Annotated in this window: 26 protein-coding genes; 16 read left to right on the top strand and 10 right to left on the bottom strand. The window is 73.4% G+C overall.

Features of this window, described 5'->3' with window-relative positions; all coding sequences use genetic code 11:
• Positions 1 to 139 precede the first annotated feature (139 nt).
• The 4 genes from ACTMTJ_RS04265 (at position 140) to ACTMTJ_RS04250 (ending at position 4095) form a co-directional block, all read left to right on the top strand.
• On the top strand, positions 140 to 826 hold the full coding sequence (locus ACTMTJ_RS04265) for a hypothetical protein (RefSeq protein WP_441214720.1): 687 nt from the start codon (positions 140 to 142) through the stop codon (positions 824 to 826).
• Complete coding sequence (locus tag ACTMTJ_RS04260; protein WP_441214719.1) at positions 823 to 1626, top strand: isocitrate lyase/PEP mutase family protein; 804 nt, start codon at positions 823 to 825, stop codon at positions 1624 to 1626. Before ACTMTJ_RS04265 ends, ACTMTJ_RS04260 begins: the two co-directional genes overlap by 4 nt.
• Positions 1627 to 1799: 173 nt before the next feature.
• Complete coding sequence (locus ACTMTJ_RS04255; protein ID WP_441214718.1) at positions 1800 to 2498, top strand: serine hydrolase; 699 nt, start codon at positions 1800 to 1802, stop codon at positions 2496 to 2498.
• 112 nt (positions 2499 to 2610) lie between these two features.
• Positions 2611 to 4095, top strand: coding sequence for an MFS transporter (locus tag ACTMTJ_RS04250; protein WP_441214717.1), 1485 nt, complete (start codon positions 2611 to 2613; stop codon positions 4093 to 4095).
• 439 nt (positions 4096 to 4534) lie between these two features.
• On the opposite strand, the gene ACTMTJ_RS04245 is transcribed toward ACTMTJ_RS04250, so the two are convergent.
• The 7 genes from ACTMTJ_RS04245 to ACTMTJ_RS04215 all read right to left on the bottom strand — a co-directional run bounded on the left by ACTMTJ_RS04245 (position 4535) and on the right by ACTMTJ_RS04215 (position 11563).
• Positions 4535 to 5341: an SDR family NAD(P)-dependent oxidoreductase gene (locus tag ACTMTJ_RS04245; protein ID WP_441214716.1), complete on the bottom strand. Its 807-nt coding sequence runs from the start codon at positions 5339 to 5341 to the stop codon at positions 4535 to 4537.
• Positions 5342 to 5438: 97 nt separating this feature from the next.
• On the bottom strand, positions 5439 to 6269 hold the full coding sequence (locus ACTMTJ_RS04240) for an isocitrate lyase/PEP mutase family protein (protein ID WP_441214715.1): 831 nt from the start codon (positions 6267 to 6269) through the stop codon (positions 5439 to 5441).
• A gap of 141 nt (positions 6270 to 6410) precedes the next feature.
• Positions 6411 to 7043 (bottom strand): SRPBCC family protein, encoded by a 633-nt coding sequence (locus ACTMTJ_RS04235; RefSeq protein WP_441214714.1) that lies wholly within the window; start codon positions 7041 to 7043, stop codon positions 6411 to 6413.
• 2 nt (positions 7044 to 7045) lie between these two features.
• A complete protein-coding gene (locus ACTMTJ_RS04230) occupies positions 7046 to 7828 on the bottom strand; it encodes an XdhC family protein (RefSeq protein ID WP_441214713.1) in 783 nt (260 codons plus the stop codon).
• Positions 7825 to 10215, bottom strand: a complete 2391-nt coding sequence (locus tag ACTMTJ_RS04225; RefSeq protein ID WP_441214712.1) for an aerobic carbon-monoxide dehydrogenase large subunit — start codon at positions 10213 to 10215, stop codon at positions 7825 to 7827. Before ACTMTJ_RS04225 ends, ACTMTJ_RS04230 begins: the two co-directional genes overlap by 4 nt.
• Positions 10212 to 10691 (bottom strand): (2Fe-2S)-binding protein, encoded by a 480-nt coding sequence (locus ACTMTJ_RS04220; RefSeq protein WP_441214711.1) that lies wholly within the window; start codon positions 10689 to 10691, stop codon positions 10212 to 10214. The genes ACTMTJ_RS04225 and ACTMTJ_RS04220 overlap by 4 nt, the downstream gene beginning before the upstream one ends.
• Entirely contained in the window at positions 10691 to 11563 is an 873-nt protein-coding gene (locus ACTMTJ_RS04215) for an FAD binding domain-containing protein (RefSeq protein ID WP_441214710.1), read from the bottom strand. Before ACTMTJ_RS04215 ends, ACTMTJ_RS04220 begins: the two co-directional genes overlap by 1 nt.
• A 69-nt stretch (positions 11564 to 11632) precedes the next feature.
• Between ACTMTJ_RS04215 and ACTMTJ_RS04210 the strand changes: the two genes are divergently transcribed.
• Positions 11633 to 12574 carry a LysR family transcriptional regulator gene (locus ACTMTJ_RS04210; protein WP_441214709.1) on the top strand — a complete coding sequence of 314 codons (942 nt, stop codon included), beginning with the start codon at positions 11633 to 11635 and terminating at the stop codon, positions 12572 to 12574.
• Here the strand turns inward: ACTMTJ_RS04210 and ACTMTJ_RS04205 are convergent.
• Both ACTMTJ_RS04205 and ACTMTJ_RS04200 read right to left on the bottom strand, forming a co-directional pair.
• Positions 12561 to 13652 carry a hypothetical protein gene (locus ACTMTJ_RS04205; protein WP_441214708.1) on the bottom strand — a complete coding sequence of 364 codons (1092 nt, stop codon included), beginning with the start codon at positions 13650 to 13652 and terminating at the stop codon, positions 12561 to 12563. The genes ACTMTJ_RS04210 and ACTMTJ_RS04205 overlap by 14 nt on opposite strands.
• On the bottom strand, positions 13645 to 14310 hold the full coding sequence (locus ACTMTJ_RS04200; RefSeq protein ID WP_441214707.1) for a sigma-70 family RNA polymerase sigma factor: 666 nt from the start codon (positions 14308 to 14310) through the stop codon (positions 13645 to 13647). The genes ACTMTJ_RS04205 and ACTMTJ_RS04200 overlap by 8 nt, the downstream gene beginning before the upstream one ends.
• Before the next feature lie 229 nt (positions 14311 to 14539).
• Between ACTMTJ_RS04200 and ACTMTJ_RS04195 the strand changes: the two genes are divergently transcribed.
• Together ACTMTJ_RS04195 and ACTMTJ_RS04190 are read left to right on the top strand one after the other, a co-directional pair.
• On the top strand, positions 14540 to 15157 hold the full coding sequence (locus ACTMTJ_RS04195; RefSeq protein ID WP_441214706.1) for a DUF6230 family protein: 618 nt from the start codon (positions 14540 to 14542) through the stop codon (positions 15155 to 15157).
• Between the two features lie 123 nt (positions 15158 to 15280).
• On the top strand, positions 15281 to 15955 hold the full coding sequence (locus ACTMTJ_RS04190) for a hypothetical protein (protein WP_441214705.1): 675 nt from the start codon (positions 15281 to 15283) through the stop codon (positions 15953 to 15955).
• A 148-nt stretch (positions 15956 to 16103) separates the two neighbouring features.
• Here the strand turns inward: ACTMTJ_RS04190 and ACTMTJ_RS04185 are convergent, their stop codons facing one another.
• The gene (locus tag ACTMTJ_RS04185) at positions 16104 to 16841 is read right to left on the bottom strand and encodes a TetR/AcrR family transcriptional regulator (protein ID WP_441214704.1); all 738 of its coding nucleotides are present in this window, start codon (positions 16839 to 16841) and stop codon (positions 16104 to 16106) included.
• Positions 16842 to 17021: 180 nt separating this feature from the next.
• Here ACTMTJ_RS04185 and ACTMTJ_RS04180 point away from each other — a divergent pair, with 180 nt between their 5' ends.
• The 9 genes from ACTMTJ_RS04180 (at position 17022) to ACTMTJ_RS04140 (ending at position 23739) form a co-directional block, all read left to right on the top strand.
• Positions 17022 to 17456: a hypothetical protein gene (locus ACTMTJ_RS04180; protein WP_441214703.1), complete on the top strand. Its 435-nt coding sequence runs from the start codon at positions 17022 to 17024 to the stop codon at positions 17454 to 17456.
• Between the two features lie 16 nt (positions 17457 to 17472).
• Positions 17473 to 18090: a hypothetical protein gene (locus ACTMTJ_RS04175; RefSeq protein ID WP_441214702.1), complete on the top strand. Its 618-nt coding sequence runs from the start codon at positions 17473 to 17475 to the stop codon at positions 18088 to 18090.
• 5 nt (positions 18091 to 18095) lie between these two features.
• Positions 18096 to 18404, top strand: coding sequence for a hypothetical protein (locus ACTMTJ_RS04170; RefSeq protein ID WP_441214701.1), 309 nt, complete (start codon positions 18096 to 18098; stop codon positions 18402 to 18404).
• Positions 18405 to 18502: 98 nt separating this feature from the next.
• The gene (locus ACTMTJ_RS04165) at positions 18503 to 18784 is read left to right on the top strand and encodes a hypothetical protein (protein ID WP_441214700.1); all 282 of its coding nucleotides are present in this window, start codon (positions 18503 to 18505) and stop codon (positions 18782 to 18784) included.
• 3 nt (positions 18785 to 18787) lie between these two features.
• A complete protein-coding gene (locus tag ACTMTJ_RS04160) occupies positions 18788 to 20263 on the top strand; it encodes a phage tail protein (RefSeq protein WP_441214699.1) in 1476 nt (491 codons plus the stop codon).
• Complete coding sequence (locus ACTMTJ_RS04155; RefSeq protein WP_441214698.1) at positions 20263 to 21117, top strand: phage distal tail protein; 855 nt, start codon at positions 20263 to 20265, stop codon at positions 21115 to 21117. Before ACTMTJ_RS04160 ends, ACTMTJ_RS04155 begins: the two co-directional genes overlap by 1 nt.
• A gap of 11 nt (positions 21118 to 21128) precedes the next feature.
• Entirely contained in the window at positions 21129 to 22115 is a 987-nt protein-coding gene (locus ACTMTJ_RS04150; protein ID WP_441214697.1) for a hypothetical protein, read from the top strand.
• Complete coding sequence (locus ACTMTJ_RS04145) at positions 22115 to 23203, top strand: hypothetical protein (protein WP_441214696.1); 1089 nt, start codon at positions 22115 to 22117, stop codon at positions 23201 to 23203. Before ACTMTJ_RS04150 ends, ACTMTJ_RS04145 begins: the two co-directional genes overlap by 1 nt.
• The gene (locus ACTMTJ_RS04140) at positions 23200 to 23739 is read left to right on the top strand and encodes a hypothetical protein (protein WP_441214695.1); all 540 of its coding nucleotides are present in this window, start codon (positions 23200 to 23202) and stop codon (positions 23737 to 23739) included. Before ACTMTJ_RS04145 ends, ACTMTJ_RS04140 begins: the two co-directional genes overlap by 4 nt.
• Positions 23740 to 24030: the final 291 nt, after the last annotated feature.

Genomic DNA, 24030 nt, shown 5'->3' with positions numbered 1-24030 from the left:
GGCCGGAGCCCGAGGCCCCGCCGGAGGCGCACTAACCGTAACCACAAACCCGAAGGAAGTGGAGAAGCGGCAGAAAGACCAAACAGCAACGGAAACGCTTCGGCGGCCACCGAAGGATGGCGGGCATAGCGTCTGCGGTATGGAGATCTTCGTGGAGTGCCCCGACGACGTCCGAGCGGTGCTGGCGGACCCCCGCTTCATTCCCGTCCCACCGGACCGGAGTGGACCGCAGGGGTCGATGGCGTGGCTGAGGTCGGCGGTGGCCCGGTTCAGCCACGGCACCGACCACGTGCGCCGGCGCGCGATCGTCGAGGCCGACCTCGCCGCGATCGACCCCGCGGCCCTCGCCACCGCCGCCGCCCGGTCCTCCCGCCCCGCCGACGAGGTGGCCGTCGCCGTGCTGGCCGAGGCCCTGGGCATGCCGGACGTCGACACGGTGGTGGCGGAGGTCCCCGCGATCGCGGCCGGCTACCTCATGCCGGGCGGCGCGGCCGCCGAACACGCCGCCGACTGCGCGGTGGCGGCGCTGGTGAAGCTGCTCGGCGGCACGCCGGACGAGCGTGTCGCCAACCGGATCGGCCTGCTCGTCCAGGCCTACGCCGCTACCGCGGCCCTGGTGCGGGCCGCGGTCGAGCACGGCTCGATCGTGGACGCCGCGCCCGTGCGCACCACCCGGCGTGTGGCCACTGTGGACACCGAGTTGGCCGGAGCGGGGGACACGCTCGTGCTCGACCTCGCCGCGGCGGGCCTGCCGTTCGGCGGCGAGCCGCGGCTCTGCCCCGGCCGCGCGCACGCCGTCGCCATCGCGGAAGGAGTGGCGCGGTGACGGCCTTCCGGGACCTGCACCACCAGGAGCGCCCGCTGGTGCTCCCCAACGCCTGGGACTACGCCTCGGCCGCTGCCCTGGCGGCGCGTGGCTTCCCCGCCGTGGGCACCACGAGCCTGGGCGTCGCGGCCGCCGCGGGAAAGCCCGACGGCACCGGTGCCACGCGCGACGACACCGTCGACCTCGCCCGCCGGCTCCAGGGCCTGCCGTGCCTGGTCAGCGTCGACATCGAGGGCGGCTTCAGCGAGCGGCCCGGCGAGGTGGCCGACCTTGTCGCCCAGCTCGCCGACCTCGGCGTCGCGGGCGTGAACATCGAGGACGGGCGGCCGGACGGCACCCTCGCCCCGATCGACAAGCAGTGTTCGGTGATCGGGGAAGTGCACCTGCGGGTACCCGAAATGTTTGTGAATGCCCGCACGGACACGCACTGGCAGCGGCGGGCGACCCCCGCGGCGCTGGAGGAAGCGCTGCGGCGCGTGCGGGCGTACGCGGACGCCGGCGCCGACGGGGTCTTCGTGCCCGGGGTGACCGGCGACGCGGAGATCGGTGCGCTGGTGGAGGTGGCGGGCGTGCCGCTCAACGTGCTCTTCGCGCCGGGGGTCGACCTGGAGCGGCTGGCCGCGCTCGGGGTGCGTCGGGTGAGCACCGGCTCGCTGCTTTTCCGGGCGGCGCTGACGGCCGCGGTCGAGACGGCGGCCACCGTCGCCGCCGGTGGGCAGCCGGCGAAAGGCCTGCTCAGCTATGTGGACGTACAGGCGTTGAACGAACTCCCAGGCGCGTCGCGTACAACTGCCATGTGAGGACCACGTCCCGTCGCGGGTTGCTATCCATGGCCGCAGCGTTCGGTGTCGCGGGGTTGGCCACAGGTGGTGCTGGCATCGTGACACTGCGTTCAAATCGTCCCGCCGGTGCCAATGGGCCCGCCGCCGGGCCGGCGCGCACGAGACCGACGCCCTCGCCCTCGCCCGACCTGGTGGCGAAGACGAAGGCGCAGCTGGAGCGGTTTGTCCGGAGCAACGGCGGGCGGGTGGCCGTGGCGCTGCACGACGCGGTGAGCGGTGCGGGGTTGTCGGTGGGCACGCGGCGGTTTCGCACCGCGAGCATCGTGAAGGTCGACATCCTCGCCGCGCTGCTGCTCGACGACGACACGTTGACGACCACGCAGCGGGCGCTCGCCACCGACATGATCACGGTCAGCGACAACGACGCGGCCAGCCGGCTCTTCCGCACCGTGGGCGGGGTGTCCGGGCTCAACAAGGCAAACGCCGCCTTCGGCATGAAAGAGACGAAGGCCAACTCGGCCTGGGGCGTCACCACCACCACGGCGGCCGACCAGGTGCGGCTGCTGCGGTCGATCACCGCGGGCGACTCGCCGCTGTCGGGGGCGGCGACGAAGTTCGTGCTCGGGCTGATGGGCAAGGTGGTCGAAGAGCAGCGATGGGGCGTGCCCGCCGCCGCGCCCGCCGGCGCCTCCGGCGTGTGGGTCAAAAACGGCTGGGTCCAGGTCAGCGCCGACGGCGGCCGGTGGGCGGTCAACAGCATCGGCCGGATCACCGAAGACGGCCACGACTGGCTGATGGCCGTGCTCTCCGACCACCACGCCACCCAGGAGAAGGGCATCGAGATCGTGGAGCAGGCGGCCACGATGGCGTTGCGCTCGATGCGGGCCTAGGTAGACAACCACCACATCCGTCACAGAGAATTGATGCGCCTGGTAGTGAACCAGGCACGCAGCGTCGACGTATAGGTGAAAACATCCGCGGTTCTCTTTGGCGGGAGGAGCCGTGACACTAGCCATCGTTCCGTTGCCGAGGCGCGTGGTGGCCCGGCGCCGGCGTGCGTTCACGCTGCTGGCGTTCGTGCAGGCCACGCTCATCTTCACGATCACCGTGGTGTCGGTGCCACTGCCCGCGATCGGTCGTGAGCTGGGCCTGGAGCGGGCCCAGCTGATCCTGGTCAGCGCCGCGTACGCGCTGTCGTTCAGCGGCCTGCTGCTCTTCGGGGGCAGGCTGGCCGACCGCTACGGCGGGCGGCGGATGCTCCTCATCGGACTCTTCGTCTTCGCCGCCGCGTCGATCACCGCCGGATACGCGCAGAGCTATCCGATGCTGGTCGGTGCCCGCTTCGGCCAGGGGATCGGTGCCGCGGTCATCGCGCCCGCCCTGACCGCGGTGCTGCGCGGCGTCTTCGCCGACCCGGTCAGCTACCACCACGCGATGGCCAGGTGGGGCGGCATCTCCGTGCTCGGCGCCACCTCCGGCGTCGTGCTCGCCGGCATCGCCACGACCTGGGTGTCGTGGCGGTGGATGTTCGCGGCGCCGGCGCTCGTCGCGACGCTCGCCCTGCTGATCGCGCCCCGGCTGGTGCCCGCCGGCGCGCAGCCCCACCCCGGCCAGCGCCCCCGCCTCGACCTGATCGCGGCCGTGCTCGCCACCGGCGGCATCACGATGCTCAGCTACGGCTTCGTGATCACCGACGAGTACCCGTGGTCGTCACCGCAGGTCACCGGCCCGCTGGTGGGCGGCGCGGCGCTGGTATTGGCGTTCGTGCTGGTGGAGCTCCGCGGCAACACACCCCTGCTGCCACTGTCCTTCCTGGCCAACTCCCGCCGCGTCATCGCCCTCCTCGCGATCGCCCTCGCCGCGGCCGGCTCGTCGATCATCTGCCTGCTCCTCGGCCTGTACCTCCAGCAGGTCCGCGACTGGACCACACTGCACACGTCGCTCGCCTTCGTGCCGTACGCGGTGTCGCTCATCATCATGGGCCGCATCGGCCGCCGGCCGATCGAGCGCTACGGCGCGCCCGCCGTCGTCGCCACCGGCCTCGCGCTGTCGGCGGCCGGCTTCCTGCACCTGTCCGGCCTCGACCCGCAGACCACCTACCTGACCGGCCTGCTCCCCGGGCTGGTGCTGGTGCCCGCGGGCGTGGCGCTGGCGTTCGCCGGTGCGACGGTGCTGGCGATGGCCGACGTGCGACCGCGGCAGGCCGGCCTGGCCGGCGGCCTGATGAACACCTTCATGGAGATCGGCCCCACCCTCGGCGTCGCCCTGCTCATGGCCGTCGCCGCCGCCCGCAGCACCCACGTCGGCGGCGCCGACGCCGCCGCGGCCACGACCAGCGGATACGCGTGGGCGTTCGGCGCGGCGGGGCTCACGTTCGCGCTGCTGGCGGTGGTGGCGCTGGCGACCGAGCAGCCCGACCCCGCGACCGAGCCGGCCCGCGAGGAGCCCGACGCCGAGTACGCCTGGCGCGCCCGCGCCGCCGCCTAGCCCGCCGTCCTGGGGGTCCGGCCTCTGCGGCCTCCGCCGGGCCTCGCGGCCTTCAAACGGATTTCGAATATTTGAGCTACCGCGATGTCCGTCATGGTCCGGACCGCTGCGCGGGGCCCCCGGGGAAACGTGGAGCGCAGCGGAGCGTTTTCTTGGGGTGCATTTCCCGCGGCCTCACCCGTCCGCCGTTGGTCGTGCTCCCCCTGCGCGCAAGCGGCGGGGGAGAAGGGTGTGCTGGAGCTCGCGCCGCGGTGGTCGACGTTTGTCCACAATGCCCGTTCCCGGATCGGCGATCTGGGGAAGTAGCGGGGTTTGTCGCCGCCGGGAGCGGTGCCCGCGGGGGCATACGGTCCGCAGGTGACGCGGGCATGGGCAAATATGCCTGAAGCAACGCCACGACGGGGCGGCGACCCTCACCCAGACTTGAAGCTCAAAGGTGTCAGGGGCGCTCTTCGGGGTCGAGGCCGCGGGCGGCGCGGCCGCCGTCTACCGGGATCGTGGCGCCGGTGAGGAAGCTGGCCTCGTCCGACAGCAGGTGGGCGACGGTGGCGGCGACCTCCTCGGGGCGGCCGAGCCGGCCCAGTGGGTGGAGCCGGCGCATCTCCGCCTCGATCCGCACCGCGCCGGCCGGGCCGGCGTCGGCGAGGTAGGCGTCGTAGCGTTCGGTGGCGATCGAGCCGAGCGCGACCGCGTTGACGCGCACGCCGTGGCGGCCGTACTCCACGGCGAGCGCGCGGGTCAGCCCCTCGACCGCGGCCTTGGCGGTGGCGTAGGGGAGCGCGCCGGGCACCGGGCGGCGGGCCTGGTGGGAAGAGACGTTGACGATGGCGCCGCCGGTGCCCGCCGCGAGGAAGTGCTTGACCGCCGCGGCGCAGCCGGCGACCGCCAGGCCCAGGTTGAGGGCGATCAGGTCGATCACCTCGCGGGCCGGGCCGGCGTGCAGCGACGCGTCGCGGAAGACGGCGGCGTTGTTGACCCAGCCGGCGAGTGGCGCCTCGCCGGCGGCCAGGTGTGCGGCCCGGGCGGCGATCTCCTCGTCGGCGGCGTCGCCGGTGACGGTCATCAGGCGGTGCGGGCGCCGCTCGCCCGGCCAGCCGACCTCGACGTCGACGTCGGTGTGGCCGTGGGGGAGCGGCAGCGGCCAGTCGAGGTCGATGCCGACGACCGGGCCGTCGTGCAGCAGGCGTTCGACGATGGCCCTCCCGACGCCGCGGGCCGCGCCGGTGACCACATAGGACCCACTCATCGGAACGCGTCCGCGTGCGCGCGCACCCGCTGGCCGGCGCCGGCGAGGGCGCGCACGATCTCCCCGCCGACGTTTCCGGTCGCCCCCGTGACGACGATCATGGGTTGAGCTTACCGAGCAACCCGTTCAGCTCGCCGTAGTCCAGGTCGGACGAGAGCCCCTCGTACGTGCCGGTGGTGAGCACCTCGCGCATGCCGCGCCGGGCGTGCGCGTACGCGGACAGCGCGATCGACGCGCCGACACTCACCCGGGCCACGCCGAGCTTGGCCAGGTCGGCGACGGGCGGGGAGCCGGGGCCGGCCATGATGTTGAGCGGCGCGTCGATGCCCGCGGCGAGCGCGGCGATCGTCTCCGGGTCGGCCACGCCGGGGACGAAGATCCCGTCGGCGCCGGCCGCGAGGTACGCCGCGGCACGGTCGAGCGTCGCCGCCAGGCGCGTGCCGGGGTCGCCCACCGCGCGCAGGTAGGTGTCCGTGCGGGCGTTGACGAACAGGGGTACACCGGCGGCGGTGGCCGCCTCCCGCGCGGCCGCGAGGCGGTCCGCCTGCTCGCCCGTTGGCCGCAGGCCGTCGCCGCCGGCGTCCTCGATGTTGACGCCCGACGCGCCCGCCTCGACGATCGCCCGCACCGTCTCGGCGACCCCGGCCGGGTCGGCCGCGTAGCCACCCTCGATGTCCGCGCTGACCGGCACGCTCACGGCGGCCGCGATGCGGGCGACAAGGGCGGCGGCCAGCTCGCGGCCGAGGTGGTCACCGTCCGGCGCGCCGAGGCTCCACGCCACGCCCGCGCTGGTGGTCGCGACCGCGGCCGCACCGGCGTCCTCGGCGAGGCGGGCGGTGGCGACGTCCCACGCGTTCGGCAGGACGAGGACGGTGCCGGGCGCGTGGAGGGCGCGGAGGGCGTTGGTCTTGTCGAGAAGGCTCGTCATGCCCTCCACTCCACCAGCCGCGACGGCCGATGTCCGGCCATTTTCGGACATCAACGCGGCGGCTCGTCGACGACTGGAACACCAGTGCTGTCAACGCGGCCGGATAACAGCACTGGTGTTCCAGTCGTGGGTGTCGGGACGTCAGACGAGCCAGACGATCAGGATGATCAGCACCGCTACCACGAGCACGACCGGGATGAGGCGGATCAGCACGGGCGCGGCCGCGGCGCGCACGAGGTCGACCGGTGCCGGCTCGCCGCCCGCGGAGACGTCGCCGGCGCCGTCCTCCACCGCGGGCGACGTGGCCGGTGCGGTCGCGCCGCTGGGGGAGGTGAGCACCGTCTCCTTGAGCTGGGCGACGAACTGGTCGAGGAGCTTGCCGCTCACCTGGGCGATCGCACCCCGCCCGAACTGGGCCAGCGGACCGGCCACCGTCAGGTCCGTGACCACGGTGACGCGGGTGCTGTCGGCGCCCTCGCCGGTCAGGTCGGCGGTGACCACCGCGGAGGCGCGGCCCGGCCCGCCGCTCTGCTTGCCGGTCGCCTCCAGGACGGCGTGGTGCCGCGCGGCGTCGCGCTCGCGGAAGCGGGCTACGCCGGCGTACTGGGCCACCACCGGGCCGACCTTGACCTTGACGGTGCCGTGGTAGTCGTCGCCGTCCACCTCGGTCAGTTTGGCGCCGGGCATGCAGGGGGCGATGCGTTCGATGTCGGTGAGCACCGCCCACGCCTCGTCGACCGGGCGGGGGACGACGAACTCGTTGTCCAGGCGCACGACTACTCCAGAACGGGCAGCAGGGAAGCGGACGGTGGCACGACCGGCGGCGGGGGAGCGGCGCGAGGGCGGCTGGCGACGATCTCGGCGAGGATGGACAGGGCCACCTCGGGGGCGGTGCGGGCGCCGATGTCCAGGCCCGCCGGGGAGTGCACCGCGGAGGTGTCGACGTCCAAAGAGGACAGCACCGCGGCGCCGCGGCGGCGGCTGGCGACAAGGGCGACGTACGGCACACCGGCCCGGAGGGCGGCGGTGAGCACCGGCTCCTCGTCGTGGCCGTGCGAGGCGACGACCACCGCGACCGCGTCCGCCGGGATCGCCAGCGCCGGGTCCACAGTGGTGGCCACCTCGTAGCCCAGCGCGCCGCCGAGCGCCACCAGCGCGCGGGCCACCGGGGCGTCGCCGAGCACGTGCACCAGCGGCGGCGGGAGCATCGGCTCCAGGAAGATGTCCAGCGCGCCGCCGGAGTGGCACGGGTTGGCCACGGTGACCGCGCCTTCCTCGACGGGCACGTCACCGACCGAAGCGGGCACGTCACCGACCGAAGGCGTGATGCGTAGCAGCGTCGACTCGCCCGAGGCCAGCGAGCGGAGGCCGAACGAGAGCACCGTCGACTCGGCGCACGTGCCGCCCACGAAGCCGTCGAGCGTCCCGTCCGCCAGCACCAGCGCCGCGTCGCCCGCCTTCGCGCTGGTCGGGCGCTGCGCGCGGACCACCGTCGCCACCACGAACGGCTTCCGCTCCGCGCGCAGCACCGAGGCGCGGGACAGCAGGTCGGGTCTCATGTGATGGCCAGGTCGGTGCGGAGCGGCCGCCCCTGGATCGCCCGCCACACGTGCGCGGGCGTGAGCGGCATGTCGGCGTGCCGTACCCCATAGGGCCTGAGGGCGTCGAGGACCGCGTTGACGACGGCGGCCGGGCTGCCGACGGTGGCCGACTCGCCGACTCCCTTGGCACCGATGGGGTGATGTGGCGACGGGGTGACCGTCTCGCCGAGCTCCCACGAGGGACATTCGACCGCGGTGGGCAGCAGGTAGTCCATGAAGGACGCGCCCAGGCAGTTGCCGTCCTCGTCGAACGCGATCAGCTCCATCAGCGCCATCCCGATGCCGTCCGCCAGGCCGCCGTGCACCTGGCCCTCGACGATCATCGGGTTGATCCGCACGCCGCAGTCGTCGACCGCCACGAACCGGCGCACCTTGACCTGCCCGGTGCCCGGGTCGACGTCCACCACGCAGATGTACGCGCCGAAGGGGAATGTGAGGTTGGGCGGGTTGTACACGGTCGTCGCGTCCAGGTGGCCCTCGACGCCCTCGGGCAGTTCGAGGCTGGAGTGCGCGGCGAGCGCGATCTCCTGGATCGTGCGCCCCTGCGAGGCGTCGCCGCGCACGTACCAGCGGCCCTTCTCCCACTCCAGGTCGCCGGGGTCGACCTCGAGCATCGCGGAGGCGACCTGTTTGGCCCGCTCGCGCACCTTGCGGGCGACGACGGCGGTGGCCGCGCCGGAGACCGGGGTGGAGCGGGAGCCGTACGTGCCGAGGCCGAACGGGGTCTGGTCGGTGTCGCCGTGCACCACCTCGATGTCGTCCGGCGGGATGCCCAGCTCCTCGGCGACGATCTGCGCGTACGTGGTCTCGTGCCCCTGCCCCTGCGACTGCACCGAGATGCGCAGCACCGCCTTGCCGGTGGGGTGGACGCGAAGCTCGGCGCCGTCGGCCATGCCGAGCCCGAGGATGTCCATGTGCTTGCGCGGGCCCGCGCCGACCGCCTCGGTGAAGAAGCTGAGGCCGATGCCCATCAGCGGCCCGCTCCGGTCGCCGTCGGCCCAGCGTGAGCGCTGAAGGGCCTGCTGGGCACGGAGCTCGGAGTAGCCGGCCATGTCCAGGGCGAGCGACAGGGCTCGCGGGTAGTCGCCGGAGTCGTACTCCCAACCCGTCGGGCTGGAGTACGGGAACTGCTCGGGCTTGATCAGGTTCTTCATCCGCAGCTCGGCCGGATCCATGTCGAGCTCCAGCGCGAGCACGTCGATCATGCGCTCGATCAGGTACGCGGCCTCGGTGATCCGGAACGAGCAGGCGTACGCCACGCCGCCCGGCGCCTTGTTGGTGTACACGCCGGTGACCGCGCAGTGGGCGGCCTCCACGTCGTACGAGCCGGTGAAGACGTGGAAGAAGCCGGCCGGGTACTTGGTCGGCTGGGCGGTGCCGTTGAAGGCGCCGTGGTCCGCGATCACCTTCACCCGCAGCGCGCGGATGTCGCCGTCGCGGGTGGCGGCCACCTCGCCGCGCATGTGGTAGTCGCGGGCGAAGCCGGTGCTCATCAGGTTTTCCGAGCGGTCTTCCATCCACTTGACCGGCTTGCCGGTGACGATCGAGCCGACGATCGCGCATACGTACCCGGGGTAGATGGGCACCTTGTTGCCGAAGCCGCCGCCGACGTCCGGCGAGATGACCCGGATCTTGTGCTCGGGCAGGCCGGCGACCAGCGCGTACACGGTGCGGTGGGCGTGCGGTGCCTGGGTGTTGCACCACATGGTGAGCTTGCCGGTGACCGCGTCGAAGTCGGCGACCGCGCCGCACGTCTCCAGCGGGGCGGGGTGGACGCGCGGGTAGAGCACGTCCTGAGCGACCACCACCTCCGCCGACGCGAACACCGCGTCGGTGGCCGCCTCGTCGCCCGCGCCCCAGTCGAAGATGTGGTTGTTCGTCTGGCCCTCTTTGTCGTCCCGGATCACGGGGGCGTCCGGGTCGAGCGCGCGGCGGGCGTCCACCACGGCGGGCAGCGGCTCGTACTCCACGTCGATGAGCTCCAGCGCGTCGCGCGCGGAGTACTTGTCCTCCGCCACGACGAACGCCACCTCCTGCCCCTGGAAGCGGACCTTGTCGGTGGCGAGCACCGCCTGGGTGTCGTACGACAGCGTGGGCATCCAGGCGAGCTTGAGCCCTTCCAGCGTCTGGCCGGTGATGACGGCCTTGACCTTCGGGTGGGCCTGCGCGGCGGCGGTGTCGATCGACACGATCCGCGCGTGCGCGAACGGGCTGCGCAGCACCGCGCCGTACAGCATGCCGGGCAGGTTGACGTCGTCGACGTACGTGCCCCGCCCGCGCACGAACCGCGCGTCCTCCTTGCGGTGCATCCGGCCGAAGCCGATCGGCTTGTCCACAGTGGTCATGGAGTGGCCACCTCCCCGGCGGGGTGCTCGGCGGCCCAGCGGACCGCGCGGACGATGTTTTCGTAGCCGGTGCAGCGGCACGACTGGCCGGAGATCGCCTCGCGGATCTCGTCTTCCGACGGGTCGGGGTTGCGGTCGAGCAGCCAGCGGGCGGTCATCATCATGCCCGGCGTGCAGAAGCCGCACTGGAGGCCGTGGCAACGCACGAAGCCCTCCTGCACCGGGTCGAGCGCCGCGCCGGCGGCCAGCCCTTCGACGGTGCGGACCGTGCGGCCGTCGGCCATCACGGCGAGCACGGTGCACGACTTGACCGGCGTGCCGTCGAGCCAGACCACGCAGACGCCGCAGTTGGAGGTGTCGCAGCCCCAGTGGGTGCCGGTGAGGCCGAGCGTGTCGCGTAGGAAGTGCACGAGCAGCAGCCGCGGCTCGACGTCCGCGGTGTGCTCGTCGCCGTTGACGTTGACGGTGATCTGCATCAGGCCCTCCCCGAAGCCCGAGCCACGGCCCGGCGCAGCGCGCGGACGGTCAGCTCGCCGGCCAGGTGTCGCTTGTAGTCGGCCGGGCCGCGCTGGTCGACGACCGGCTCGCAGTGCTCGGCGGCGATCCGGCCGGCCTCGACCAGGCTCGTGTCGGTCGCCGGTGAGCCGCGCAGGTACTCCTCGGCCTCGGGCGCGTGGAAGTGGGCCGCGCCCACCGCGGTCAGGCCGATGCCGGCGTCGGTGATCGTGTCGCCGTCGAGCCACACGGCAGCGCCGGCGGCGGCCACCGCCCAGTCGCCGACCCGCCGCTCCACCTTCTCGTAGGCCGATCCGCCACCTGGTCGGATCGGTACCGCGATCTCGGTGAGCAGCTCGCCCGGCGCGACCACCGTCTCGTACGGCCCGGTGTGGAACTCGCGCACCGGCACCCGGCGCGTGCCGGCCGGCGTGCGGATCACCGCCACCGCGTCGACCGCGGCGAACGCGGCCGACAGGTCCTCCGACGGGTCGGCCTGGCAGAGCGAGCCGCCGACCGTGCCGCGGTTGCGCACGACCGGGTCGGCGATCACCTTCTCCGCGTCGTGGAATATCGGGTAGTGCTCGCCCACCAGCGGCGAGGCGAGCAGGTCCGCGTGGCGGGTCATCGCGCCGATGGCCAGCACGTCGCCGTCGAGCCGGACGTAGGCCAGCTCCCCCAGGTCGTTGATGTCGACGAGCGCCTCGGGCCGGGCGAGCCGCAGCTTCATCATCGGGATGAGGCTGTGCCCGCCGGCCACCACGCGCGCCTCGCTGCCCCACTTGGCCAGCAGCGCGAGGGCATGGTCCACACTGGTCGCGCGCTCGTACTCGAAATGCGCCGGCACCTGCATCGGCCCATCCTCGTGACCCGTGTGAGAGGCTGACAATGCCGCGATAACCAAATGGTTAAGGGGTGGCCTGTGACACTCACGCAGCTGGGCGTCTTCGTGCTCGTCGCGCGGCTGCGTTCGGTGCGGGCGGCGGCCGACGTGCTCGGCGTCAGCGAGCCGGCGGTGTCCCGCTCGCTCGCCGCGCTCCGCGTGCACCTCGGCGACCAGCTCGTCGTCCGCGAGGGCAACGAGATGACGCTGACCGAGGGCGGCAGCCGCCTGTTCGGCATCGCCTCGCAGATGGTCGCGCTCGGCGCGGAGGCCGAGGCGGCGGTGCGCGCGGCGCAGGGCGCGGCGGCCCAGCTGCGGCTGCTGGTCACGAGCACGATCGCGGAGTTCATCGCGACGCCGCTGGTGGAGGCGTTCGGCAAGCGGTGGAGCGGCCAGATCGAGACCTCCTCCGGGGTGGCGAGCGCCGCCGAGATGCGGGTGCTGCTGCCCAACCGCCTCGCCGACGTGGCGATCGGACCCGACCTGAGCGGCGACCCGTCGCTGTCCTCGGAGCCGGTGCTGCGCTACCGCCTCGTCGTGGTCGGCCCGCCGCGCCACCGGCCGACCGGGCCGCCGGGCCGCTGGCCGTGGCTCGTCGACCCGTCCGGCACCGACCCCGACAGCGACACCGGGCGGCTGCTGCGCGCGTTCCGGGTGCCCGAGGACCGGATCCGGGTCTTTCCCAACCAGACCGCGGCGTGGTCGGCGGCGGCCGACGGGGCGGGGGTGGCACCGGCCGTGTCCACATTGGTCAGCCGCGAGCTGCGGCGGGGTGAGCTGTCCATTGTGGAGACCGACCGCACGCCGGTGCAGGCGAGCTGGCACGTGACGACGCTCGCCCCCGACCGGCGGCCGGACGCGGCCCGCCGCCTGCGCAACTTCCTCGGCACCCCGGACGCGATGCAGCTGATGTGCGCCCCGGGCGCGGGCGTGCCGCCGTCCCGGTTTCGCCCGCCGGTCTACGTAACTATCTGGAGCTGATCGTCACCCGTACGGCGCCGGTGTCGTCGACGATCTCGAAGCGGTCGATCGCCGCCCGGTCCACGGTGGTGCTGCCCAGCCCCGTGAAGTCGTCCTGCCCCTCCGCCGTCCGCCAGCGCAGCGCGGTGTGCGTCGCGCCGTCCGTGGTGACCACGTGGAGCGCGCACTCGCACGGCCCGTCGAGCTTGGCTACGGTGAGCGACACGTCCAGGCCCGCCGCGGTGGCGCTGAGCCGCACCTCGGCCGCGGCGCCGGTCGCGGGGTCGCGGCCCGTGAGGCGCTCACCCTCCGCGCCATCTCCGGGGCCGGCCTTGATCGCGTCCGGCCTCGTCGCGTCGGGCGCGACCTTCGTCTCTTCCTTGGTACCCGCGGCGGGCGGAGTGGTCGGCGGACGAGTGGGCTCCCGCGCGGGCGGCTTCGGCGCGGTCGCCGGCGGCGCGACGGTGCGTGGCGGGGGAGGAGCGGCGGTGGTGGCCGTGGCCCGCGGTGCCGCCTCCGGCGGGCGCTCGGCCACGGTGGACGGGTCGGTCACGCTCGACCGGGCCGCGATCGTCACGAGGCTGACCATCGTCACGACGGTCAGGACGGCGGCGACGAGCACCAGGCGGCGTACCAGATCGCCGTTGGTCTTGTCCTTGCTCTTGCCCTTGCCGCCGCGGGCCCGGCGGGTGGCCGGCTCGGGTGGTGTGTGCGCGGCCTTTTGCTCTGCTTCCCTAAAGGAGGCATCCAGCCGGTCCGGCGCGCGGAAGCGGTCGTCGAGCTCGTCCCAGGCGCGCAGGTGCGGGCGGCGGATCCGGTCGTGCGTCGGCTCCCGCTGCCGCGGAAAGAGGGCCACGACGGCGCCGGGCGGGTGCGCCGGGGTCCGGCGCACCCGCCCGAGTTCGGTGTCGGCGAGCAGTGTCGCCGCGTCGACCTGGCCGAGCAGCTCGATCATGGGCGCCAGGCCCTCCAGCGTCCGCAGGCAGTGGGCGCACGTGATGAGGTGCCGTTCGTAGGCGGTGCGTTCGTCCGCCTCGAGCAGCCCCAGCGCGTACGCGCCCACGTCCGGGTGGACGCAGGGGCCTGGCCGGTCAGGCATCGTGGTTTCCGCTCCCCATCAGTACCTTCTGGAGTGCCCGGAGCGCGAAGAAGAGCCGCCACTTCACCGTCTCCGGCGGCAGCCCGAGCTCGTCGGCGACGTCGCGCACGCCGCGGCCCTGGAAGTAGGCCTCGACGAGGATCTCCCGATCCGGCTGGGGGAGCGAGCGGAGCCCGTCGAGCACCATCATCCGCTGGAGGGCCGGTGCGACGCCGGCCGCGTAGACGTCGGGTGGCTCGTCGTCGTAGTGCTTGTCCGGCTCGTGGCGTTGGTCGCGCTCGTAGCGCTGGTCCGGCTCGTAGCGCTGGTCCCGCTCGTACTGCTCGCCGCGCAGGTCGTCGACGATCCGGCGGGCGATGCCGATCAGCCACGGACGCAGGGACGACGCCGCCACGTCGATCTGGTCCACGTCGCGCCAGGCGGTGAGCAGCGTCTCGCGCACCACGTCTTCGGCCAGCCGCCGGTCGCCGTCGGTCATGCTCAGCGCGATCATGAGCAGCGGCTCGGCGTGCTGGTCGTACAGGCTGCGCAGCAACCCACCCTCGGCCCGGTGGATGCCGGTGCGGTGAACCGGGCGGCCGGCCGGCCCGGGCACCATGCGGGCGTGCCGTCCACGGCCCGCGACCGGCCGCGCCTCTAGGTGGCGCGGCGCGGGCATGAGTACTTCTCCACGTGGTCCCCCAACCGTCGTGATCGTTGTCGCACCCGGGTACGGGAGTGATCTGCCACTTGGATCGACGTCCCGCAGGAATTAAGGATCTCTTAAGGCAGATCGATGAACCTCACCGTTTCTTGACCCCTTCGTGGCGCCGGGGATACGGTGCGTTGACCCAGAAGCATCGGCTTTTCTGGATCTTCACGGTTTCGAGAGAGGGGAGGAGGCGGGTATGAGCGATACGTCCCGCGTCCGGGCGCGCGGGCGGACCAGCTGGCGCCGGTTCGCGGTGGCCGCCGGACTGATGACGGTCCTGTCCGGGGGCATCCTGGTGATGCTGTCGCAGGGTGTGATGGCGGCCAGCTTCATGGTGTCGGGGCAGCAGTTCAAGGTCTCGGCGGACACGCTCGACGCCACCGGCTTCGTCAACTACGGCTGGATCGACCAGCACGCCGACGGCTCGCCGCAGCCGGTGGCGGTCTCCGCGATGCGCCGCGCCGAGCTGCGCAACCTCTGTCAGTCGGTGCTCACCACGCTCCCGATCGTGGGCGACATCAGCCTCAAGCTGACGGCGGGGAAGGACTCGCCGGTGGTGGCGGAGAACATGTTCGTCGACATGGCGCAGCTCGACGGCAACGCCACGTTCACCAACATCCAGATCGGCCGGGACGCGTCCACGCTGGACAAGGGGCCGCCCGGGGCGAAGGGGCTACAGGGCCTGTTCAGCCAGCAGGCCGACACGGTGCACATCGACAACCTGCGGCAGGTGGCCTGGTCCACCAACGCCGGCTCGTTCAAGCTCACCGGGCTGCGCATGAAGATCTCGAGTGGCAAGGACGAGTGCTTCTAGCCGCTGGCGTGTTGCGGCGACCGGCTTGACGCGGATAGATGGCGGGGAATACCGTCGCTTCAATCCAGAAACGCTCCCTTTTCTGGACGACGGAGTCCCCGCCATCTCTCTAAGGAGATCGAGATGGGCAACCGATCCCCCTCCCTCCTCGCGGCCGCGTTCCTCGGCGCGGTCGCCGTCCTCGCGGTGCCCGCGGCGCCCGCTCTCGCCGCGTCCTCGACCACCGTCACGCCGGCCGGCCACGGCTTCACCGCCGCGCTGGCGCCGGGTACCACGGCCGACTTCCAGGTCGGCTCGGTGACGGTCACCTGCAACACGTCCTCGACCGACGGCGCGGTCCCGGCCGAGCCCGACAACCACAGCCCGGACGGCCCGGTCACGGTCGGGGTGACCGCGCCGGTGTTCAACAACGACGGCGGCGCCTGCCCGACCGGCATCTTCCTCACCACGGCCACGACCACGACCACCGGCGAATGGACGATCGGCCTCCAGTTCGACCCGGCCGGCTCCAGCGGCACCCTCACCATCCCGGCCGGCGGTGTGACGACCGAGATCTCCGGGCTCGCCACCTGCACGGTGCTCGTCGCGCCCGACGCACCCGCGACGGTGACCGGCCCGCTGGTCGACGGCACCGCCACCACCCTGCCGACGCTGGACTTCTCGGCCGGCATCGACGTGCCCATCCGCGTGACGGGCGGCTTCGGCTGCCCGACGGCGGCGACGAGCGCGGTCTTCCGCGCCACGTACCAGATCGCCGACACGACCGATCCGGCGCAGCTCCTTACCCTTACGGCCTAGCGCGGTTCGCGGTTCGCGGGTCCCGTTCGCTTCGCGGGCGGGACCCGCTTCGCTGCTGGTTGCCCGCTCCGCGCGCCGCCGGCCGGAGCGGTGCCCGGCGGGAGCATACGGCCCGCGACCGGCGCGGACCGGAGCAAACCGGGCGCGGCTAGGCGGTGACGGGGAGGCCGGCCGCGGCGGCGGCGGCTTTGGGGCCGATGAAGGGGGCCAGCACCACGTAGGTCAGCTCGGGCAGGTGGCCGGGCAGCTCGGCGGCGCGGCCGGTGGAGACGTGGTCGAAGATCACGCCGTAGATGCCGGCGATGATCGCCTCGACCGCCACCCGTGGCACCTCGGGCTGGCCGGCGCGGCGCGGGGCGGCGGCGAAGAAGTCCAGGTAGCTGGCGAGCAGCTGGCGGCGGCAGGCGAGGGCCTTGGGGCCGGCGGCCAGGACCTCGACCACGGCCAGCGACGCGAAGGCCGGCTCGGCGGCGAGGATGTGCAGCAGGGTGCCGAGGCCGCGGCGCATCCGCTCGGGCCAGCGGCCGGGCTGGCCGTAGGCGACCGCGACGCTCTTTTGCAGCAGCTCGACGCCCAGCTCGAACGCGGCCAGGAAGCACGTCTCCTTGTCCGGGAAGTGCTGGTAGTAGGCCCGGGTCGACACGCCGGCGGCCGCGCACACGTCGCCCAGCGAGGCGCCCACGTAGCCCTTCTCCGCGACGGTGCGGGCCATGGCGTCGATCAGGCGGTCGCGCTGGGTGCGGGCGACGAACTCGCGCGGGAGGTCGTGGCGGCCCCTCGGCAGGCGGCGGTCGGGCGAGTTGGCCGAACGGGAGCCGGGGATGCCGGTGCCGAGCGCGACGGTCCACTCCGACACCCCGCCGCTCGGTGCTGCTGCGCTCGACATTCCCTCATAGTGCCGCATCGCCGCAGCCCCCTCGCCCTCCGTCCGGTCCGACCGCGGTGTGCACCCCGGCGCGCCGGAATCCGACACACCGGGGATGGAGATCCACATATGGTGATGCCTTGACACCTCTGGGTGGCGTCGGCACGCTGGGTGGCGGCAATCGCTACGGGGGTGAGCGGTGTGGGCGCACCGGTTGTCGCGCGACCGCTGGCATTCTCCAATGTGGAGCGGCTGGTCGTCTCCTTCCTCGCCGCGCGGCCCGAGATGGCCGGCGTGCGGGTGGCCGTCCGGCTGCCCGACGACTACGACGGGTTGGCCCGGGCCGCGATCGTGACGCGGGTGGGTGGTGAGTTCTCCGCCGACGACCGCGTCGACCGGGCCGTGGTGCGCCTCGACACCTACGGGCCCGACAAGACCGCCGCCCTCGACCTGGCCGGCACCGTCCGCGGCCTGGTGTGGCTGGCGCCCGACGCGACGCACGCCGGCGGCGCCGTGGTCAGCGACGTCGCCGAAGACCGCGGGCCGAGCTGGCTGCGCGACCCCGCCTTTCCCACCGCCAACCGCTACACCACTCGATACCTGCTGCTGATCCGGGTCCCGAGCGGCCCGGCCTGACGGAAGTGAGCCGCAGATGCCCCTCAACGCCAGCGAGATACGCGTAGCCGGCACCGGCCGCGTGCTCGTCGCCCCGGCGCACACCGCGCCGCCGGCCAACTTCACCACCGACTGGGCCGCGCCGTGGGTCGACCTGGGCTACACGTCGGCCGACGGGGTCAAGTTCACGAAGAAGGACAAGCTCGACCCGATCGACACGTGGCAGACGGTGGCCGCGATCCGCTACGTCTACAGCGACCGCGACCTGTCCGTGAAGTTCGCGCTCCTCCAGGTCAACGCGGACACGCTGCCGTTCTTCTTCGGCGGCGGGTCGGTCACGTCGGGCGCGGCCGGGCTGAGCTACGAGATCGCCGCCGCGCCGCGGGTCGACGAGCGGGCGCTGGGCATCGAGTTTCGCGACGGGCCGAGCATTACCCACCGCTTCGTGGTGCCGCGCGGGGTGGTGACCGAGACCGACGAGACGTCGTTCACCCGCACGTCGGCGGTAAAGCTTGGCGTGACGTTCTCCGCGCTCACCCCGATCACCCGGCCCGACCAGCTCGCGGTCTGGACGATGAACGCGGCCGCGCCGGGCGCCGCCACCGCCACGGTGGCCGCCGCGTCCGAGGGCGCGCCGGCTGAGGACGGGAGGTAGCGGCCGTGGGGCGGTACAACGTCAACGCGGTGCGCGCGCAGCGGCTCGAGGCGCTGGGCGAGCGGTGGGAGTTCGAGCTCGACGGCGACGTCTTCGGCCTCCCCACCGAGCTGCCCCGCGACGCGGTGCGGGCGCTCGCCGGGCTCGACCCGTCCGACCTCGACGGGCTGCTCGGGCTGCTGCTGGGCGAGGAGCAGTTCAAGCGGTTCGCCGAGCACGCCACGAGCGTGCAGGACATCCAGGCGCTGCTGGAGGCCTACGGCCGCGACACCGGCATGTCCCTGGGGGAATCCTCGGCCTCGACGCGCTCCTGACCGAGCACGCCGAGGCCGTCGAAGCCGACCTGCTGCGCCACTACGGCGTCGACGTCCTCGACTACCACCGCGGCACCCTGTCGGCGCGGCGGCTGCGCGTGCTGGTGCAACACCTGCCCCGCGACGCGGCGCTGGTGCGGGCGCTGCGCGGCGAGGAGGCCGAGTGGGGGTTGGGCGAGCACCTGCTGGCCGCCGCCGTCGACCAGCTCGCCGCGGGCAACTGGATGTACGCGTCGACCCACACGGACGAGCACGCCGACCCGCCGGCGCGGCCCGAGCCGATACCCCGGCCGGGCCTCGACGAGGCGGAGCCGGCGGGGGTCGCCGCCACGACGGCGGCGACGCCGGAGCAGATCGCCACGTTCTTCGGAGGGAGGTGAGCGGTGACCCAGCCCGCGTCGTCGATCGGTCAGCAGCTCATCCAGCAGCTGACCGCGCCGTTGCAGGAGGCGGCCACCGCGTTCTCCACGAAGGTGGCCGAGAGCCTGGCGAAGCAGGTCGAGGGGATCACCACGTCGTTCCGCGAGGCCAACCCCGCGGTCACCGCGGTCACCGACGCCGTGGTCGGCTGGTCCGGCGCGGTCACGATGTCGGCCGGCTCGGTGGCCGGCGCGAGCGGCAGCGTGCGTGACATGATCCGCAACACCCGGGAGATGCGCCAGGAGATCACCAAGGTGCTCGACGGGATCCCCGCGCTCGACGGGCTGCGGCTGCGCTTCATGCAGGTCACCGACGCGGTGAAAAACCTCAACATGGAGACCGTGCGGGGCACCGCGATCAAGGTGCGGGACGCCGTCACCACCCGTGTCGTCGCGGCCGCCAAGGCGGTGTGGAACGCGATCACCAAGGTCGTCACCGTCGCCATGCGCGCGCTCAACCTCGTGATGCGGCTCAACCCGATCGGGCTCGTGGTCACCGCGATCATGCTGCTGATCGGCGGGCTCGTGCTCGCGTACCAGCGAAGTACCACGTTCCGAAATATCGTCAACGCGGCCTTCTCCGCGGTGCGCAACGTGGCGATCTCGGTCTTCAACGCGATCCGCAACGCGGTCGCGGCGGTGTGGCCGTTCGTCTCGCGGGTCATCCAGATCGCGGTCACGGTCATCCGCATGTACGTGACCACCTACTTCACCGTGGTCCGCACCGTGGTCACCACCGTCTTCAACGCGGTGCGGGCGATCGCCACCGCGGTGTGGGGTGCCGTGCGCGCGGTCGTCACCGGCGCCGTCAACACCGTCGTGAGCACGGTGCGGCGGGTCCAGCAGGTGTACACGGTCGTGCGCGACGCGTTCAACCGGGCCCGTTCCGCGGCCGGCGACGCGATCGGCGGCGTGGTGAGCTTCGTGCGCGGGCTGCCCGGCCGGATCGTGAGCGCGCTCGGCAACATCGGCCGCACCCTGTACCAGAGCGGTCGCGACCTCGTGCAGGGCTTCATCAACGGGCTGCGCGACATGGCCGGGCGGGTCGTGTCGGCGATCCGCGACTCGATCCTCGACCGCATCCCCGGGCCGATCAAGGGCTTCCTCGGCATCGGCTCGCCGTCCCGGCTGATGGCCGAGATCGGCCGCAACGTCGGCGAGGGGCTCGTCGTGGGCATCGACGACAGTCGCGACATGGTGGCGGAGGCGATGACCAACCTGGTGCCGACGCCGCGGGCCGCCACGATCCGGCCCGCGCTCGCCGGCCTCGCGCAGGCGACCGTAGCGCGTGCCGCACCCGGCGCGGGCCCGGTGACGGCCCGTGCGGGCACCGCCGAGGCCGCGCCGGTCACCGTCAATGTCTACCCGCGGGCCGGCCAGTCCGAGTACGAGATCGGCCAGGTCGCCGCCCGCGAGCTGGCCTGGGCGGCGAAGCACTGATGGCCGACACGCTCCTCCTCCCCGAGTACACAGTGGACGGCTGGACCGGCAACGCGGTCGACGCGGACGGCGTGGAGTGGTGGGTGACCGGGGAGAGTGGTTGGTCCGGCGGCCCGCCCGTGCGGCTGGAGCTGGCCAACCGGCCGCAGCGCGACGGCGCGTTCGACGCCCCTTCGTTCCGCGGCGCCCGCGTGATCACGCTCGAGGGCACCGCGGTCGCGCCCGACCGGGAGGCCAAGGAGCGGGCCAAGGACCGGATCGCGGCCGTGCTCGCCGACGGGTCGGCGCTGCGGCCGCTCGCCGTGCGCGAGCTGCTGACCACCCGCCAGGCCATGGTGCGGCTGTCCGCCGAGACGAAGGTCGCCGACCAGACCCCGTACTCGTTCACCTGGTCGCTCCAGATGACCGCCCCCGACCCGGTGCGCTACGGCACCGAGCAGCACACCGCCCTCTGTGGCCTGCCGCTGCCCGGCACCGGCGTGGCCTTCCCGATCACAAGCTGGCCGCTCGACTTCGGCGAGCCGGCCGGCGGGTCGATGGCCCTCGCCAACGCCGGCACCGTGACCACGTGGCCGGTGTGGACGATCAGCGGCGAGTGCGTGCAGCCGGTGATCCGCGACGCCGCCAGCGGCCAGACGCTCGGCTTCCGGCTGGCGATGACCGGCGGCGACGTGCTCGTGGTCGACGTCGCCGCGCGCACCGTGCGGCTCAACGGCGCGTCCCGCCGGGCCGCGCTGCTGCCCGGCTCGACCTGGTTCGGCCTGCCGGCGGGCACCACCGGCATCGAGTTCGACGCCCTGCGCACCGACGCCCCCGCCGTGCTGTCGGTGGCGTGGCGGGACGCCTGGATCTGAGAGGGAGCGAGATGCCCGAGAGCCATCCCGGGTGGGTCACCGGGATCAACGACTTCGAGGCCCGGCTGGCGACCGGCGCGCTGGTCACCACACACCAGTTCACCGACCAGCTCGACCCGCTGCGGGTGCGGTCCGGGCTGCGCGACTCGCCGAGCACCCCGGGCCGGCTCACCCTCGCCACCAACCGGGTCACGGTCCTCCCGTTCCAGGCGGTGATCCAGGATCCCGCGCGCCCGGCCCTCGGCGCCTACGTGGTGACCCTCGACGCGCCGAAGGAGCTGCCGCTCACCGCGTCCGACCCGTCGCTCAACCGCACCGACCTGGTGATCGCCGAGATCGTGACCGACGCGCCCGGCTTCCTCGTGCGGGTCGTGGAGGGGGAGCGCACCAGCAACACCACCCCGCAGCCGCCCACCGTGACCAACCCGCTGCACCTGCGGCTCGGGCAGATCTTCGTGCCGTCCGGCGGGGCCACACCGACGTACACGGACACGCGCCAGTTCACCGCGGCCCTCGGCGGGATCCTGCCGGTGCGCGGCAACACCGACCTGCCGTCGGCGGCGACCGGACCGCAGAGCCAGTTCATCTACCGGCTCGACACCCGCGAGCTCCAGGTCCGCAGCGGCAACAACTGGGTCACCTACCGGCCGCCGCGCGGCAGCGTCGACACCTGGCACGCGCTGTCCGCGTCCGGCTGGAGCAACTACGGCTCGCCGTACGCCCCCGGCGCGTACACGATCACGGAAGACGGCTGGGTGCGGCTGCGCGGGCTGGTCAAGACCTCCGCCGCGCGGGCCGCGGGCGCCGTCATCTACACGCTGCCGAGCCCCTACCAGCCCCGCCACAAGCACATCTTCACGGCGATGAGCTCCAACGGACCGATCCGGCTCGACGTCAACAGCGCCGGGCAGGTCCTGCTCGGCCCGGCGCTCCAGGCCGACGACTGGCTCTCCCTCGAGGGGGTCGCCTACGCCGCGCTCGCCACCTACACCACCTGATGTACACGTACCTCGTCGCGGACCTGCGCGCCGGCACGATCCTGGACGAGCTGCCGCTCACCGGGGTGACGTTCGAAAAGCGCCTCAACGACACCGGCACGCTTCGCGGCCAGCTGCGGGTCGACGACCCCGAGATCCGGGGGCGGGAGCCGCGGCTGCTCACCCAGCCCGGCCGGGCCGCCGTGTACGTCGACCGGGACGGCGACCTGCTCTGGGGCGGGATCGTGTGGACCAGCCGGTACATCGCGTCGTCGGCCACGCTGGAGATCGGGGCGGCCGACTTCCTGTCGTACTTCGAGCACCGGCGGGTCCTCGCCCACCCGGTGACCGAGACCGGCGTGGTCCCGTACTCCAATGTGGACCAGCTGGAGATCGCCGCCGGCCTGGTCGAGCTGGCCCAGTCGCACCCGGGCGGCGACCTGGGGGTGGAGGTGCGCGGCGCGACCAGCTCGGGAGTGCGCCGCACGGTCAGCTGGACCGCCGGCGAGCTCAAGCCGGTCGCCGACGCGCTGCGCGACCTGGCCAACGCCGACGGCGGCTTCGACTTCACGGTCGACGTGGAGTACGGGTCGGGCGGCCAACCGGTCCGCTACCTGCGCCTGGGCTACCCGCGGCTCGGCCAGCCCGGCGCCGCGCACGTGTGGGAGTACGGCGCCAACCTCGTCGACATCGTCTGGCCGGTCGACGCCGCGAGCATGGCGACCCGCGTCTTCGCGCAGGGCGGCACGCTGCTGCGGTTCGCCGAAGACACCGGCGCCTACGCCGGCGGCTGGCCGCTGCTGGAGGAGGCCGCCTCCCAGCTCGACACCGCCGACGCCGCGCTGGTGCTGGCCCAGGCGAGGGGTGAGCTGGCCGCCCGGCGCCGCCCGGTCGTGCTGCCCGAGCTGACCGTGCGCGCCGACCTCGACCCGGTCGTCGGCACCTACACGGTCGGCGACGACGTCCGGCTGGTGGTCGACGACCCGTTCTTCGCCGGCGACCACGTCGACGTGACGGTGCGCCTGCTCGGCTACACGGTCACCCCCGGCGACGACGCGGGCGAGGAGCGGGTGACGCTCACGGTCACGCCCACGGCGGAGGTGCCATGACGAGGATCAACCGGCCCGACACCCTGCTCACCGAGCTACGCGACCTCAAGCGCCGCCTCAGGCTGCTGGAGGCCGCCCGGATGCGCGCCACCCCGGCCGCGGCCGCCGCCCTGGCCGCCGCCGGCGCCGAGTCCGCCGCTCCGGCCGCTTCCGCTGGCGCTGAGTCCGCCGCTCCAGCCGCCGCTGGCGCCGAGTCCACCGAGGGCCGTGCGGCCGGTGTGCCGCTCATGCCGGCGCGGCCGTCCGACTGGCCGGGCACGTCGCGGTCCTCATGGGAGCGGCTGGCCGTCACCTGGACCACCCGCGGCGGCCGGCTTGTCGTGCGCACGGCCGCCGACCCGGACACGGCAGGCGAGGCGCGCGTGCTCGTCGACGGCGAGCCGGTCGGCGAGGTGGCGCCCGTGTCACCCGACCCGGCCCGATCCACTGTGGACATCCCGCCGCCGGCCGGCGGCGAGGTCGAGGTGGCCGTCGAGGCGCGGCGCACGTCCGGCCCCGGCCTCGTGCGCGTCGCCGCCGCGCTCCAGCCGTCCTAGAGCCTTCCTTTCCCGGACCCGCGTCAGCGGCGGACCGTCGCTCCCGCCGGAGACCGCGGAGGTCGGCGGCTCGCCAGGGCTCGCCGAGATCCCCGACCTCCCCTGCCACCTCCGCGCCGCAAGCCCACCCGGCTGGTGCTCTGCGACCCCGAGGAGCCGGGTCGGCGGATGAGACCGCGAGCGGCGTGCGCGAGGCTGCCGAGCTGGACGCGCCAACGCGCTCAGTGTGCCCGTCGCCGCGATCCGGTCGACCCGGAGCCCGCCCTCGCCGGCCCAGGTCGGGACGCATCG

The sequence above is a fragment of the Phytohabitans sp. LJ34 genome, from assembly GCF_052068095.1.
Taxonomy (GTDB): Bacteria; Actinomycetota; Actinomycetes; order Mycobacteriales; family Micromonosporaceae; genus Phytohabitans.
This window is presented reverse-complemented; position numbering and strand designations above follow the sequence as displayed.

Coding starts and splice junctions, on each gene's coding strand:
- ACTMTJ_RS04265 (WP_441214720.1), top strand. CDS start 140: ATGGAGATCTTCGTGGAGTGCCCCGACGACGTCCGAGCGGTGCTGGCG.
- ACTMTJ_RS04245 (WP_441214716.1), bottom strand. CDS start 5,341: ATGAGTGGGTCCTATGTGGTCACCGGCGCGGCCCGCGGCGTCGGGAGG.
- ACTMTJ_RS04240 (WP_441214715.1), bottom strand. CDS start 6,269: ATGACGAGCCTTCTCGACAAGACCAACGCCCTCCGCGCCCTCCACGCG.
- ACTMTJ_RS04230 (WP_441214713.1), bottom strand. CDS start 7,828: ATGAGACCCGACCTGCTGTCCCGCGCCTCGGTGCTGCGCGCGGAGCGG.
- ACTMTJ_RS04225 (WP_441214712.1), bottom strand. CDS start 10,215: ATGACCACTGTGGACAAGCCGATCGGCTTCGGCCGGATGCACCGCAAG.
- ACTMTJ_RS04220 (WP_441214711.1), bottom strand. CDS start 10,691: ATGCAGATCACCGTCAACGTCAACGGCGACGAGCACACCGCGGACGTC.
- ACTMTJ_RS04215 (WP_441214710.1), bottom strand. CDS start 11,563: ATGCAGGTGCCGGCGCATTTCGAGTACGAGCGCGCGACCAGTGTGGAC.
- ACTMTJ_RS04205 (WP_441214708.1), bottom strand. CDS start 13,652: ATGCCTGACCGGCCAGGCCCCTGCGTCCACCCGGACGTGGGCGCGTAC.
- ACTMTJ_RS04200 (WP_441214707.1), bottom strand. CDS start 14,310: ATGCCCGCGCCGCGCCACCTAGAGGCGCGGCCGGTCGCGGGCCGTGGA.
- ACTMTJ_RS04195 (WP_441214706.1), top strand. CDS start 14,540: ATGAGCGATACGTCCCGCGTCCGGGCGCGCGGGCGGACCAGCTGGCGC.
- ACTMTJ_RS04190 (WP_441214705.1), top strand. CDS start 15,281: ATGGGCAACCGATCCCCCTCCCTCCTCGCGGCCGCGTTCCTCGGCGCG.
- ACTMTJ_RS04185 (WP_441214704.1), bottom strand. CDS start 16,841: ATGTCGAGCGCAGCAGCACCGAGCGGCGGGGTGTCGGAGTGGACCGTC.
- ACTMTJ_RS04175 (WP_441214702.1), top strand. CDS start 17,473: ATGCCCCTCAACGCCAGCGAGATACGCGTAGCCGGCACCGGCCGCGTG.
- ACTMTJ_RS04155 (WP_441214698.1), top strand. CDS start 20,263: ATGGCCGACACGCTCCTCCTCCCCGAGTACACAGTGGACGGCTGGACC.
- ACTMTJ_RS04150 (WP_441214697.1), top strand. CDS start 21,129: ATGCCCGAGAGCCATCCCGGGTGGGTCACCGGGATCAACGACTTCGAG.
- ACTMTJ_RS04145 (WP_441214696.1), top strand. CDS start 22,115: ATGTACACGTACCTCGTCGCGGACCTGCGCGCCGGCACGATCCTGGAC.
- ACTMTJ_RS04140 (WP_441214695.1), top strand. CDS start 23,200: ATGACGAGGATCAACCGGCCCGACACCCTGCTCACCGAGCTACGCGAC.